The 14,010-nt window shown below is 42.6% G+C and carries 11 protein-coding genes; 9 read left to right on the top strand and 2 right to left on the bottom strand.

The genetic code is table 11. The annotated features are described in order from the left end of the window. Positions 1-14 precede the first annotated feature (14 nt). The 4 genes from ACIQ0C_RS18500 to ACIQ0C_RS18485 all read left to right on the top strand — a co-directional run bounded on the left by ACIQ0C_RS18500 (position 15) and on the right by ACIQ0C_RS18485 (position 5,468). Positions 15-1,097, top strand: coding sequence for a carbamoyl phosphate synthase small subunit (locus ACIQ0C_RS18500; protein ID WP_402836486.1), 1,083 nt, complete (start codon positions 15-17; stop codon positions 1,095-1,097). Continuing rightward, positions 1,090-4,209 (top strand): carbamoyl-phosphate synthase (glutamine-hydrolyzing) large subunit, encoded by a 3,120-nt coding sequence (locus ACIQ0C_RS18495; RefSeq protein WP_403062581.1) that lies wholly within the window; start codon positions 1,090-1,092, stop codon positions 4,207-4,209. The genes ACIQ0C_RS18500 and ACIQ0C_RS18495 overlap by 8 nt, the downstream gene beginning before the upstream one ends. Further along, positions 4,206-5,165: an ornithine carbamoyltransferase gene (gene argF, locus ACIQ0C_RS18490; protein ID WP_403062578.1), complete on the top strand. Its 960-nt coding sequence runs from the start codon at positions 4,206-4,208 to the stop codon at positions 5,163-5,165. Before ACIQ0C_RS18495 ends, argF begins: the two co-directional genes overlap by 4 nt. Before the next feature lie 123 nt (positions 5,166-5,288). Beyond that, positions 5,289-5,468 carry a YjzC family protein gene (locus tag ACIQ0C_RS18485; RefSeq protein WP_034314546.1) on the top strand — a complete coding sequence of 60 codons (180 nt, stop codon included), beginning with the start codon at positions 5,289-5,291 and terminating at the stop codon, positions 5,466-5,468. Between the two features lie 54 nt (positions 5,469-5,522). On the opposite strand, the gene ACIQ0C_RS18480 is transcribed toward ACIQ0C_RS18485, so the two are convergent. Further along, positions 5,523-6,281, bottom strand: a complete 759-nt coding sequence (locus ACIQ0C_RS18480) for an IclR family transcriptional regulator (RefSeq protein WP_403062575.1) — start codon at positions 6,279-6,281, stop codon at positions 5,523-5,525. 373 nt (positions 6,282-6,654) lie between these two features. On the opposite strand from ACIQ0C_RS18480, the gene ACIQ0C_RS18475 reads away from it, so the two are divergent. The 5 genes from ACIQ0C_RS18475 (at position 6,655) to clpB (ending at position 13,492) form a co-directional block, all read left to right on the top strand. After that, the gene (locus tag ACIQ0C_RS18475; protein WP_403062572.1) at positions 6,655-7,602 is read left to right on the top strand and encodes a fumarylacetoacetate hydrolase family protein; all 948 of its coding nucleotides are present in this window, start codon (positions 6,655-6,657) and stop codon (positions 7,600-7,602) included. Position 7,603: 1 nt separating this feature from the next. Continuing rightward, on the top strand, positions 7,604-8,095 hold the full coding sequence (locus ACIQ0C_RS18470; protein WP_403062569.1) for a DinB family protein: 492 nt from the start codon (positions 7,604-7,606) through the stop codon (positions 8,093-8,095). Positions 8,096-8,125: 30 nt separating this feature from the next. Further along, positions 8,126-9,238, top strand: a complete 1,113-nt coding sequence (locus ACIQ0C_RS18465) for a cupin domain-containing protein (RefSeq protein WP_403062566.1) — start codon at positions 8,126-8,128, stop codon at positions 9,236-9,238. 123 nt (positions 9,239-9,361) lie between these two features. Beyond that, complete coding sequence (locus tag ACIQ0C_RS18460; protein WP_402836474.1) at positions 9,362-10,564, top strand: FAD-dependent monooxygenase; 1,203 nt, start codon at positions 9,362-9,364, stop codon at positions 10,562-10,564. A 339-nt stretch (positions 10,565-10,903) separates the two neighbouring features. Continuing rightward, positions 10,904-13,492 (top strand): ATP-dependent chaperone ClpB, encoded by a 2,589-nt coding sequence (gene clpB, locus ACIQ0C_RS18455; RefSeq protein WP_403062563.1) that lies wholly within the window; start codon positions 10,904-10,906, stop codon positions 13,490-13,492. Between the two features lie 82 nt (positions 13,493-13,574). Here the strand turns inward: clpB and ACIQ0C_RS18450 are convergent, their stop codons facing one another. Next, positions 13,575-13,766, bottom strand: coding sequence for a YjzD family protein (locus ACIQ0C_RS18450; protein WP_048686917.1), 192 nt, complete (start codon positions 13,764-13,766; stop codon positions 13,575-13,577). Positions 13,767-14,010 lie beyond the last annotated feature (244 nt).

Below are 14,010 nucleotides of genomic sequence, written 5' to 3'. Positions count from 1 at the left end.
AAGAGGTGAAGATCATGAAAAGCTATCTATATTTAGAGAATGGTTCCGTCTTTGAAGGCGAGCTGCTGACTAAATCGACTGAAAAAACAATCACTGGAGAGATTGTCTTTTTCACAGGAATGACCGGATATCAAGAAGTGCTGACAGATCCTTCATATAAGGACCAGATTGTCATCTTCACATACCCGCTAATAGGGAATTATGGAATCAATGAACATGATTTTGAAAGTAAGAAGCCGCATGTTGCCGGTGTGATTGTATATGAAGGAAATATGAGCCATTCCCATTATCAGGCTAAATATTCACTTGGCGAATATTTAGACAAGTGGAACATTCCTCTTTTAAGCCATGTTGACACAAGAGCGGTCGTTAAGAATATAAGACAGGAAGGTTCCATGCAGGCAGTCATCACAGCCGAAGAAAAATACACTGTCGTACCGGGCCTGAATGGATTATCACCCCACGTTGCCGAGGTATCCACAAAGGTTGTCCAGAGCTTTGGGGAAGGTGACAAGCATGTTGTGATGATGGACTTCGGCTATAAAAAATCCATATTGGATTCATTGGTCGAGCAGGGCTGCCGAGTCTCTGTCGTGCCATTCGATACTGAATTCGAGCAAATCAAGGACTTGAAGCCAGATGGTATTTTGCTTTCAAATGGGCCTGGGGATCCAAAACAGCTTGAATACCTCTTAGGAAACATTAAAAAGATCATTACGAATTTCCCAACGATGGGCATCTGCCTCGGTCATCAATTAACGGCCCTTGCCTTAGGCGGGAATACAAAAAAAATGCTGTTTGGACATCGCGGTGCAAATCAGCCCGTGGTCGATTTGAAAACGAAAAAGGTGTATATGAGTTCGCAGAACCATAGTTATGAGGTTGATGAACCGAGCCTACAAGGAACATCGCTGCAAGTGAGATTCAGAAACGTGAATGATGACACGGTTGAGGGACTCATGCATGAAGACTTGCCAATCTTCACTACCCAGTACCACCCAGAGGCAAATCCGGGACCTATCGAGAGTTCATTACTATTCAATGACTTTTTACAAATGATAAATGATTATAGCGGGAGAGAAAAAGCTTATGCCTAAGGACGACACGATACAGACCATTTTAGTGATTGGTTCGGGGCCGATTGTCATCGGGCAGGCCGCCGAATTCGATTATGCAGGTACACAGGCCTGCCTTGCTTTAAAGGAAGAAGGATATAAAGTCATCCTGGTCAACAACAATCCTGCAACGATCATGACTGATGACATGAATGCGGATGCTGTCTATTTCGAACCTTTAACGGTTGATGTACTGGAAAAGATCATTTCCAAAGAAAAGCCGGATGGCCTGCTCGCTACATTAGGCGGTCAAACAGGATTGAACCTAGCTTATCAGTTGGATGATGCTGGAATACTTGAAAAATATAAAGTCAAATTATTGGGAACTCCGATCGATTCCATCAAAAAAGGGGAGGATCGTGAGCTGTTCCGTGAGTTGATGTTTGAAATAGGTGAACCCGTTCCCGACAGTACGATTGTCCATACACTTGAAGAAGCGCGGGCTTTTGCCGACAAAATCGGTTTCCCCATCATCGTACGTCCCGCTTATACACTCGGCGGAACTGGCGGTGGTATTGCCGATTCACTGGATACCTTTAAGGAACTTGTACGGGGCGGACTGCAAGAAAGCCCAATTACACAATGCTTGATTGAAAGAAGCATAGCTGGTTATAAGGAAGTCGAATATGAGGTTATGCGAGATGGCAACAATACGTGCATCACCATCTGTAATATGGAAAATATCGATCCGGTAGGGATCCATACAGGTGATTCGATCGTCGTGGCACCATCACAGACTTTATCGGATGATGAGTTTCAGATGCTGCGTGCCGCTTCCATTAAAATCATCTCTGCTTTAGGTATCATAGGCGGCTGTAACATTCAATTTGCACTTGATCCGAATAGCAAGCAATATTATTTAATAGAAGTGAACCCGCGCGTCAGCCGTTCATCGGCACTAGCTTCAAAAGCAACAGGTTATCCCATTGCCCGCATAGCGGCGAAGCTCGCTGTCGGCTACGATTTATCGGAGCTCATCAATCCTGTAACGAAAAGCACTTATTCAAGCTTCGAACCTGCGCTTGACTATGTAGCTGTGAAGTTTCCGAGGTGGCCATTCGATAAATTCACGACCGCCGACCGCAAATTGGGAACACAGATGAAGGCGACTGGTGAAGTGATGGCTTTACACCGCAGCTTTGAGGGGGGAGTCCAAAAGGCCGTAGATTCTTTGGAATTGAAAACGATTGGGCTGCAGCTATCATCGCTGAAAAATAAAACCGTTCCTGAACTTTGGGGAAAGCTTGCCGAAAAATCGGATGAACGAATCTTTGTCATTTTTGAAATGCTTAGAAAAGGCGTGACCATTGAAGAAATCCATGAAGCGACAGCCATAGATTATTTCTTCCTTAAATCCTTTGCTTCATTGATCCAAAGCGAAATGGAGATTGAAGCGAAGGCAATCGATCAGGTAACAAGGGAAGAACTTCAGACATACAAGGAAAAGGGCTTTTCCGACCGCTATCTTGCTTCCGTATGGAAAGTAAGTGAGATGGAAGTGAGAGCACACCGCAAATCACTAGGCATTACGGCGGTCTACAAAACGGTTGATACATGTGCAGCCGAATTCGAATCACATACAAACTATCACTATTCAACATATTTTGGTGAGAACGAACAGCAAAAAACTGATAAAAAGAAAGTCTTGATGATTGGCAGCGGTCCGATCCGCATCGGACAGGGAATAGAATTTGATTACTGTTCGGTTCACGGTGTTTATGCACTCCAGGATGAAAATGTTGAAACGATCATGATCAATAATAATCCGGAAACGGTGAGCACGGATTTTGCGACGGCAGATCGCCTTTATTTCGAACCGTTGACCCTTGAATATGTTCTTAATGTAATAGAAGCGGAAGACATAAAAGACGTTATCGTCCAATTTGGTGGGCAGACTGCAATAAACCTTGCAAAAGGCCTGGAAGAATACGGTGTCAATTTGTTGGGGACATCCTTCGATACACTTGATCAATTAGAAGATCGTGATCGTTTTTATCAGCTTCTTCAGAAACTGGATATCCCCCATGTACCAGGTTCAATGGCTAATGGTGAAGAACAATTAATTGCCCATGCAGAGGCAATCGGCTATCCGGTGCTCTTACGCCCATCCTATGTAATAGGCGGCCAGGGAATGGAAATCATCCGCTCCAAGGAAAGCTTGTTGAATAGAATGGCAAATGGAACGGCACTTGTCTATCCCGTGTTGATCGATTCCTATATTCCAGGGAAGGAAGCCGAAATCGATTTGATTGCGGATGGAAATGATGTATACATTCCCATCATTGCCGAACATATAGAGAAAGCAGGCGTCCATTCAGGGGATAGCATGGCATTATTGCCAGCTCAATCCTTAACGGATGATATCAAAGATAAAATGACCCTTTATGCTAAAAAACTTGTTAGTGAACTTGGTTATAAAGGGCTTATGAACATCCAATTCGTAATTGAGGGAAATAGTGTATATGTATTGGAAGTGAATCCTCGTGCAAGTCGGACAATTCCAATCATCAGTAAAGTGACCGATGTACCCTTGGTACAAATAGCGACAAAAATATTGCTTGGGAAATATTCATTGTCGAATGCATTCGAAAAAACGGGCTTAATGGATGAAATTCCATATGCAGTCGTCAAATATCCCGTATTCTCTACATTTGCGCTAAGCGGCCTTGATTCGAAGGTAGGTCCGGAAATGAAATCAACAGGTGAAGGAATCGCCATCGGGGATACGGTAAATGAAGCGTTGACAAAAGTGTTCCATGCTCAAAAAGCTAAACATACTACAGGTGTTTATCAATCAGGATCAGTCCAATTAAGTGAAGATTTGTTAGTGCAAATCAAAGAAGCAGATTTGACATTGGGGAACTCAGATTTTGATAAATGGTTAAATGAAGGAAATGCGGCGGTCGTTTTGGCATATGGAACAACGGAAGAAGATAAGAAGCTAAGGTTACTTGCAGCGAAATACCGACTGCTTGCATTTACGGAAGAAGAGACGTTCAAGGCCTATCTACAATCGGTAGAAAATGCTGATCCAGGGGTTACCTCGCTTCAGGAGTGGCTTGTACCATATACGAAAGGAGTGTCACACGTATGAGTTCAATGACGGCACCGACACAAGCGAAGATTTTAAATGGAAAAGATTTTTTGACCATGAAAGAGTCTACACCAACGGCAATTGCAGATTTGTTAAAGCTGGCACAGACCATTAAAGGCAAATTGCAAGCTGGTGAAGAATATACCCCTTTAAAAGGGAAAACGCTGGGGATGATCTTCGAAAAATCGTCTACCCGTACCCGTGTTTCTTTTGAAGTGGGCATGATGCAGCTTGGCGGACACGCTTTGTTCCTGAGTGGCAATGATTTGCAAATTGGACGTGGTGAAACTATTTCCGATACTGCAAAAGTCCTTTCTGAATACATTGACGGCATCATGATTCGTACCTTCGAGCATGAAAAAATCCTGGAATTGTCAGAAAATGCTTCTATCCCAGTCATCAATGGATTAACAGATCTTGCACATCCCTGTCAGGTGCTTGCTGACTTCTTGACGATCATCGAGATAAAAGGGCAATTAAAGGGCTTGAAGATGAGTTATATCGGTGATGGCAATAATGTTGCCAATTCATTGATGGTAGGCTGTGCAAAAATGGGAATGGATTTTTCCATTGGATGTCCTGACGCCTACAAACCTGATGAAAAGGTCGTCGCCTATGCTAAACAAGTGGCAGAGGAGACTGGCAGTGAAATTTTGGTGACAACCTCAGCTTCGGAGGCCATAAAAGATGCGGATATCGTCTATTCAGATGTTTGGACCTCCATGGGGCAGGAAGTCGAGAATGGTATCCGATTAGAAGCTTTTAAAGATTATCAAATCAATGGTGATCTAGTAAAACTTGCCAAAGAAGATTATTTATTCATGCATTGCCTGCCTGCACATCGGGAGGAAGAGGTTACGGCTGAAGTCATCGATGGACCTAATTCCGTCGTTTTCCACCAAGCCGGAAATCGCCTTCATGCCCAAAAGGCGGTCCTGGTTGACTTAATGTCTTAACCAAAAAAGGCGTCTGCTCTGAGCAGACGCTTTTTTTGTTAAAGCCGCTTTCCTAATTTTTCTGACATGAAAGGAAGGAACCTGGTAATAATAACAGGGAAAGCATGCAAAGGGGTGAAATCTATGGGGCAAAATCGTCAATTTAAGCCAGGTCAGAAGGCACCTAATAATGGGACCTACGTAGAAATCGGTGAAACGGGCAGCACGGTAGTGAATCCGAAAATGGTAAAGCTTGATGCAGGGGATTCTTTTCCTGAAACATCCAATCATAACCGGATTTGGACATATAAGCGGAAGCCATGAAACATCTAAAAGCAGGAAAAAGGAATGGTCGCCATCCTTCTTCCTGCTTTTTTCCTATTCAGCGGAATAACCGAATATATTCGAGATTTCCAAACAGCTCTTCCTTAAATAGTCGCTTAAAGGATCTTCATAATGATCAGGAATGCTTTCGGTGAACCCAACGGCAGTGATCGCTCCCAACAATTCCGAATTATAATTAAAAACCGGAATGGACATGGAGGAAACCGATGGTACAAGAGGTTCTTTGGCAAAAGCTATTTTGTATTTCCGAATTTCATCATATTCATTTGTTTCTTTAAGGAACGAGCCCGCAACATTACGATCTTTTTCAATCCATTCCGCCGTCAAGGAAGGATCCTGAAATACAGTGAATACTTTTCCGGAAGAGGATGATGGCGGAAGTCGCGTACCTAACTGTGCCCCGATGTTTAAGTTTTGGTTGGAATTCCATATTTTTGCCGTGATTGGTCCATCATATGTCCAAACGGAAAAAAGGACCGTGCAAGAAGTATGGTGACTGATTTCCTGTAAATAAGGAGTTATTCTGCTCGTAACATCCTCATTTCCTATAGCTGCCATTCCGTATTGAATCAATTTGCTCCCAAGGTGATACATACCGGTTGTCTTATCGCGATATAGTAACTCCAGTTGAGTCAAAGTATTTAAATACTTATAGAGGTTACTTTTCGTTATTTCCGTTAATTCCTGAATATCAGAGAATCTTAAAGGAGTTCTTTGGGAAGCAAGTAAATCTATGATGCTCATCCCTATTTGTAATGATTGAATCGTCGAACCGGATTTTACGATTTCCATAAATCAATCTCCCTAATCTGTTTTAATTTAGGTCTAGTATATCAGAATCTCTAAAATATACGTAACCGCCTGCTGCTGAAGCTATCAATATACTTTCCTATTAAATGAATAACTTTAGTTCATTTTTTGATTCCGCAGTACTGATAATGGTGTAGATGATAACATTTGCGCAAAAATTTGCAATACTTCCTTGACAATATTCCGAAAATTGAGTTATTATTTATATAAATAGTGAACAATGTTATCTATAAGTGAAAAGGATAAGGTGTACAGTCATTCAAATTCTGGTTTGCGAAGCAAATACAGCAGAATTAGGATGGTGGCATCAAAAAGAGTTTTAATAAAAATCCAGATTAATAAAGGAGAATGAAATATGAAATTAGTAACTTTCAGCAGTCAAGGATTTAAACGTATTGGTGCAATTTACCCAAATGATGTTGTAGTTGACTTGAACTATGCCTATCAAGCTCTTCTAGAAAGCGAGGGGAAACTTCGCAGTGAACAAATCGCTGACGCGTATGTCCCTGCAACAATGGAGGAGTTTTTACAGGGAGGGAATGAAAGCCTTTCCATCGCGCAAAAGGCTGCGGACTACGCTATTAACAATCTTGATTCCTTCAGACATCAATTGGTCCATGAAATTGAAAATATAAAACTTGAGGCACCTGTCCAAAAGCCAAGCAAAATTATTTGTGTCGGACATAACTACCGTGAACACATTGCTGAAATGGGTCGTGAACTGCCGCCATTCCCTGTAGTATTCGCAAAGTTCGCCAATACAGTAATCGGTCCCCAGGATGATATACCGTTTTTCCCAATCTCAGAGCAACTAGATTATGAAGCGGAATTCGCTTTTGTAGTCGGACAAAGGGCACGTAATGTTTCAAAAGAAGATGCTCTTGATTATGTAGCTGGTTATACAATTGCGAATGATGTCACTTACCGTGATATCCAACGTCGTACACTTGAATGGCTACAAGGGAAAACGGTTGAAGGAAGTGCTCCGATGGGGCCTTGGTTAGTCACTTCAGATGAACTTTCCGATCCATCAGGCTTAAATGTCCGATTAACGGTAAATGGTGAAGAACGCCAAAAAACGAATACATCCAACTTCGTATTCGATGTGAAATATCTAGTTGAATTCTTATCGAACTTAATGACTCTTGAACCAGGTGACATCGTACTCACAGGAACACCGGGTGGGGTAGGAGTAGCCCGTGATCCACAAGTGTTCTTAAAAGATGGTGACGTTGTCAAAATCGAAATCGACAAAATAGGTTATCTTGAAAATCGTGTGAGACGTGTCGGGGAGGGAAAATAAAATGGCTTATCAGGAAATCGGGACATCAATCCAATCGGTTCAACAATCAATCGACCATATTCTAGAGACTACGGGAAACCTACCGGAAGAAACGATCCGATTTAAACCAGCAGAGGATGAATGGTCGATCATGCAGATACTCTCCCATTTAGCTGAAGCCATTCCTTATTGGTTAGGTGAAGTGGAAACTGTAATAGCGATGCCTGGAGCCGAATGGGGACGTGGATTGCAAGATCCAGCCCGATTGGCGGCAGTTACCGATACTGACAAACTTGCTGTCGATGATGTCATGAAGCAAGTGGAGGAGCTTAAATATAAAGTGGAGAGCAGTCTCAAGAATTTAGATGAAGAAACACTATCCAAAGAATCGCCACACCGGAATTTCGCTAAATTCGGAAACAAACCAGTTTCTTATATAGTCGATCACTTCATCGATGAGCATGTTTCAGGACACTATGATCAAATCAAGCGAAATCTTTCTAAAATCCAGTGAGGCAAGATAAAAAAGAAAGTAGGGACTAATATGGCTGAAAAATCGGAATACATGAATAGTACAATCGTAAAAGATTTTACAAAGGATATTCAGCAGTATAACCTTGGGCCGTTGTGGGAAGCCATTCCCGCTCTGATGGACCATGAACCTAAACCCCATGCGTATGCCTATTTATGGAAAGAAGAGCTTTTGACAAAAAAATTGATGGAAGCAGCCGAAATCTTCACACCTGACCGAGGCGGGGAGCGCAGGGCGATTTATTTTCAAAACCCTGGCCTTACTTATCGCCAGCCTTGGGGATGGGCTTCGACAACACAAACGCTATATGCAGCGGTCCAGCTATTGTTGCCAGGTGAAGTGGCCCCTTCCCACCGTCATTCCCAAAGTGCACTTCGTTTCATTACGAATGGTGAAGGTGCCTACTCCATCGTGCAGGGAGAAAGGATCTTCATGGAAGAAGGAGATTTCTTGATCACGCCTAAAAACCTATGGCATGGTCATGGACATGTTGGCGAAAAACCAATGATTTGGATGGATGCCCTTGATATCCCAACCATCTATTCCATAGGCGGCACTTTCTTTGAACCATATCCAGATAGGATAGAAACGCCTAAACGTCCGGATAATTTTTCAGAGCTCCGTTATCAAGGCGGAATGGTTCGTCCAGTATCCGACCGTTATTCACAAGTGGCACCGCTTGCCAACTACAAGTGGAAAGGCACCAAAGCAGCGATAGAAGGGTTGATGAATTTCGAACCAGATCCATATGAAGGTTTCGCCGTGGAATATATCAATCCATCAAATGGCCAAACGGCCAATCCGACGATGGGGGCATGGATGCAGAAACTTCCTAAAGGTTTCCATACGAAAGCACATCGCCATACCCATTCCACAATTTATCAAGTGCACCAAGGATCAGGATATACGGTCATTAATGGAGTGCGTTTTGACTGGTCCAAGGGAGATTATTTCGTCGTTCCGAATTGGGCATGGCATGAGCACGTTGCAGAGGAGGATTCCTACCTATTCTCGGTAAACGACCTGCCAATAATGGAGAGATTCGATTTGGAACAGCAACAGGCATTAGACACAAACAATGGGTACCAAAAGGTTGAAAGTGAATTCAAGCCTGTTTTGGTTTGATAATAACCTGTTTGGAATCTTAAGCATAGATCCTTGTGAATATATGAATGCCAGTCGAATGAAAACGCTTACTGTGGTAGTGGTCCGCAACATTGGCTAAAAGCAACTATATAGGGGGAATTGATGATGAACACAGAAAATAAACCATTCATCGTTATCGGTGGGGGAATTGGCGGATTGGCAACTGCTTTAGGAATCGCAGAAACAAAACAGTATGTAAAAGTCCTTGAACAAGCTCCCGAATTTGGTGAAATTGGTGCAGGGATTCAGCTTGCAGCAAATGCCACCAACGTATTGCAGCGTTTAGGCGTCATGGATAAAATCAATGAAATTGCAGTATTTCCAAAAAGATTGGTGCTGATGGATGCCTTTTCCGGCAAAGAGCTTTCCGCTTTGGATTTAGGTGATGTTTATAAAGAAAGATATGGAGCGCCGTATGTTGTTTTGCATCGTTCCGATTTGCATAAAGTACTGGCTGAAGCCTGTGAAAAGAACCCGTATATTGAACTGGTCACGAACCAAACCATTATTGAAACAGTAGAAAATGAAGGTGAAGTGACGGTTACTTCTGCCAACGGGTCTAAACATTCAGGAACTGCTGTCATTGGAGCTGATGGATTATGGTCCAAGGCACGGAAACTTTTTGTGGAGGATCAGCCGGTCTGTTCACAATATGTTGCATACAGGGGAGCGATCCCGATGGAAGAGGTTACGAGCCATGGAGATTTAGATGATGTATATATGTGGATTGGGCCAAACCTTCATCTTGTTCAATACCCGGTTAGAAGGGGAGAACTATACAACCAAGTAGTGGTGTTCAAAAGTTCTCAATACACGGAAGAAAACGAAAAAACAGATCAATGGGGAACCCCGGAAGAAATGGACAGTGTATTTGCCGGAACTTGTGAACTTGTTCAGAATGCGATTTCATTCATTCAAAGACAACGCCGCTGGCCGATGTATGACCGTTTACCAATTGATAATTGGACAAAAGGAAGAATTACGCTTACGGGCGATGCTGCACATCCGATGCTTCAATACTTGGCACAAGGGGCTTGTCAGGCTTTAGAAGATGCAGCTTATTTGTCGGATATGCTTCATAAGCATGGGAATGACATTGAACAGGCATTTTTGGAATATCAAGAGGAACGCATTCCGCGTACGGCTAATGTTCAAACGAGTGCAAGAATGTGGGGGGAAATCATCCACAATACGACCGATGCAGGCATTCTGCTCCGAGATACGATCCTTGCAGGTCGGACGGATAAGGATTTCCAATTCGTCGATGAATTTCATGGTTACAATAAAACGGCCGTGAAAGCATAATCCATTTTGTTTCATCTATGCAGTTGATTGGAACGGAAGGTACGAGACTCCTGCGGGAAAAGCGAGTCCAGGGGAGACCCCGCAGGCGCAAGGCGCTGAGGGCGGAACGCCCGCGGAAAGAGAGTGCCTGGAGAGGAATCAACCAAATTGTACAAACGGCAAAAGCCTTTCTTCTATATGAAGAAAGGCTTTTGCCGTTTATCCTCCATACCAACTGCATTTTTTATAACTTTCCTTTACATGGGGAAAATTAGAAGTATAATGAAAATATAAAGGTCAAATTTGGTCAAACTGAGTGGGAATTCGTTCATGATATATAGATGAATGGGAGGTTTTAAGATGGATATTAATAATATGACGGAGAGAACCCAACAGGCATTCATTGGCGGCCAGGAACTAGCCAAAGATAGAGGGAATCCCGAGCTGACGGAGCTTCATCTATTAAAGGCCTTAATGGAGCAGGATGAAAGTTTATTAATCAGGATTTTATCGGAATCTGGTAAACCGGTGAATCAATTTGATATAGAGCTGAATAAGGAACTGGATAGATTACCGGAAGTGAGCGGGGGTGTTTCCCAGGTTTACATGTCATCCTCCCTACAGCAAATTTTGACGGCTGCCGAAAAGGAAATGCAGATGTGGCAGGATGAATACTTATCTGTCGAACATATACTGCTTGCGTCTTTGCAAGTCAATAAAACGAATGTAAACAGGCTATTTTCATCATATGGAATTGATTATGATAAAGCAAAACGGGTTATAAGCGATATAAGGGGGAATCAGCGAGTGACTAGTCAAAATCCTGAAAGCACTTATGAAGTACTGAAAAAATACGGCAGAGATCTCGTTGCTGAGGTTAAATCGGGTAAGGTCGATCCCGTAATCGGTCGAGATACGGAAATCCGTAACGTCATTAGGATCCTTTCACGGAAAACGAAAAATAATCCTGTATTAATAGGAGAACCTGGAGTAGGTAAAACAGCGATTGTCGAGGGGTTGGCACAAAGGATCGTCAGGAAGGATGTGCCGGAAGGTTTAAAGGATAAGACCGTTTTTTCACTGGATATGAGTGCACTTGTCGCAGGGGCCAAATTCCGCGGTGAATTTGAGGAACGCCTAAAAGCGGTGTTGAATGAGATTAAGAAGAGTGACGGGAAAATTCTCTTATTCATTGATGAATTGCATACAATTGTCGGTGCAGGAAGAACGGATGGCGCACTAGATGCCGGGAATATGTTAAAGCCGATGCTTGCGCGCGGTGAGCTGCATTGTATCGGTGCAACGACCCTTGATGAATATCGGCAATATATTGAAAAGGATCCGGCTTTGGAACGCCGTTTCCAACAGGTTCTGGTTCCTGAACCGGATGTTGAAGATACGATTTCAATTTTGCGGGGATTAAAGGAACGGTTTGAAATTCACCATGGTGTCAGGATACATGATCGGGCGATCGTTGCGGCCTCTGTCCTTTCGAACCGATATATAACGGAGCGATTTTTACCGGATAAAGCGATAGATCTTGTGGATGAAGCATGTGCGATGATCCGAATGGAAATCGACTCAATGCCATCCGAATTGGATGAAATCACGAGAAAAGTCATGCAACTTGAAATTGAAGAAGCGGCCCTGAAAAATGAAGAGGACCCTCAAAGCAAAGCAAGGCTGGAAGTGCTTCAAAAAGAACTATCAGAACTTCAGGATCAAGCTAATAGCATGAAATCCAAGTGGCAAACGGAGAAATCAGCGCTTCAAAAAGTGCAGGATAAACGTGAAGAGCTTGAGAAACTGCGTCATGAACTGGAACAGGCTGAGAATGACTATGACCTTAACCGGGCAGCTGAACTTCGGCATGGAAGGATTCCGCAGCTTCAAAAAGAATTGGAAGCAATGGAAGGCGAATTGGAAAAGGAAAAACAGGAATCACGATTGCTTCGCCAGGAAGTGACGGAGGAGGAAATTGCCTCGATTGTTGCAAGGTGGACGGGGATTCCGATAAGCAAGCTGGTGGAAAGTGAAAGGGAGAAGCTGCTACGCCTATCCGATATCCTGCATGAACGTGTAATAGGTCAAGGAGAAGCGGTGGAACTCGTATCCGATGCTGTTTTAAGAGCAAGGGCTGGAATTAAAGATCCAAACAGACCAATTGGTTCATTCATTTTTCTTGGGCCGACTGGTGTCGGTAAAACCGAATTGGTAAAAGCTTTGGCAGAAACGTTATTCGATAGTGAGGAACATATGATTCGAATTGATATGTCGGAATATATGGAGAAACATTCCGTGTCCCGACTTGTTGGTGCACCTCCTGGTTATGTTGGATTTGAGGAAGGCGGCCAACTTACGGAGGCTGTTAGGAGAAACCCATACTCAGTCATATTATTGGATGAAATTGAAAAAGCGCATCCGGAAGTCTTCAATATTTTACTGCAAATGTTGGATGATGGAAGGATAACAGACTCCCAAGGCCGAACAATCAACTGTAAAAACACGGTGATCATCATGACTTCCAATATCGGTTCCCATTTCTTATTGCAATCCAACCGGGTGGATGGTGGCATTGAAGAAGAAATAAAAGATCAGGTCTTTAAAGAATTAAGAGGGCATTTCCGTCCGGAATTTTTGAACCGCGTTGATGACATAGTTTTATTCAAACCTCTGACGAAACAAGAAATCGTTGAAATCGTAGAGAAAATGGTTCATCAATTACAAGTGAGGTTAACTGAACAAAATATAGTCCTGAACGTTACAGAAGCGGCTAAGGAATTCATTGCGGACCAGGGATATGATCCGGTATATGGAGCAAGACCGCTGAAGCGGTTCATCCAAAAGCATCTGGAAACGAAAATCGCCCGTAAAATCATATCTGGGACTGTTGAGCTTAAAGAAGGAATAACGATTGATTATGCTCATGATGAATTGGTCCTCATATAAAAATGTTAAAATGCAGTTTACCGGTAAGCAAAGTACGGTATAACAAAAAGGACATCCTAAAAAGGATGTCCTCTTTTGTTTCTTAATGTTGATGGGAGTCTTTAGCTGGCCCGGCAGGCATGATAGCTGGGATGATACAAATCAGGATAGCAGCAGCTAATCCTAAAATAGTTCCCTGCGCAGCATCGTATGAAACTCCGATCATGGAAGAAACAACATATACAGTCATATGCACTAATAAGAATGTCCAAAAAATTGTCCAAGCATAACGCATCGAATTTCACCTCATTCCACTACATTCATTTTTATCTTACCATAATTAATATACAGTTAAAACGTGTTTTTAATAATAACCTTTAAATAATTCAATACATTAAATCATAAGTGAAATTTTTTGGCAGACAAGTTGGTTCCAAACTTCAAAAGGGAAATCATAGGGGGAAATAAAAACAAAAATCGTCCCTGCTTGGTTAATTTAAGATAAGAAGTTAGGCGTTTCCACTGACCCTTTCTATTTT

Origin of the sequence: Peribacillus sp. NPDC096448, from assembly GCF_044762675.1 — a bacterium.
In the GTDB taxonomy this organism is placed as follows: domain Bacteria; phylum Bacillota; class Bacilli; order Bacillales; family DSM-1321; genus Peribacillus; species Peribacillus frigoritolerans_B.
The sequence above is the reverse complement of the archived record's forward strand: the minus strand, read 5'-3'. Positions and strand labels throughout refer to the sequence as shown.

Coding starts and splice junctions, on each gene's coding strand:
- clpB (WP_403062563.1), top strand. CDS start 10,904: ATGGATATTAATAATATGACGGAGAGAACCCAACAGGCATTCATTGGC.
- ACIQ0C_RS18460 (WP_402836474.1), top strand. CDS start 9,362: ATGATGAACACAGAAAATAAACCATTCATCGTTATCGGTGGGGGAATT.
- ACIQ0C_RS18480 (WP_403062575.1), bottom strand. CDS start 6,281: ATGGAAATCGTAAAATCCGGTTCGACGATTCAATCATTACAAATAGGG.
- ACIQ0C_RS18465 (WP_403062566.1), top strand. CDS start 8,126: ATGGCTGAAAAATCGGAATACATGAATAGTACAATCGTAAAAGATTTT.
- ACIQ0C_RS18450 (WP_048686917.1), bottom strand. CDS start 13,766: ATGCGTTATGCTTGGACAATTTTTTGGACATTCTTATTAGTGCATATG.
- ACIQ0C_RS18485 (WP_034314546.1), top strand. CDS start 5,289: ATGGGGCAAAATCGTCAATTTAAGCCAGGTCAGAAGGCACCTAATAAT.
- ACIQ0C_RS18500 (WP_402836486.1), top strand. CDS start 15: ATGAAAAGCTATCTATATTTAGAGAATGGTTCCGTCTTTGAAGGCGAG.
- ACIQ0C_RS18495 (WP_403062581.1), top strand. CDS start 1,090: ATGCCTAAGGACGACACGATACAGACCATTTTAGTGATTGGTTCGGGG.
- ACIQ0C_RS18470 (WP_403062569.1), top strand. CDS start 7,604: ATGGCTTATCAGGAAATCGGGACATCAATCCAATCGGTTCAACAATCA.
- argF (WP_403062578.1), top strand. CDS start 4,206: ATGAGTTCAATGACGGCACCGACACAAGCGAAGATTTTAAATGGAAAA.
- ACIQ0C_RS18475 (WP_403062572.1), top strand. CDS start 6,655: ATGAAATTAGTAACTTTCAGCAGTCAAGGATTTAAACGTATTGGTGCA.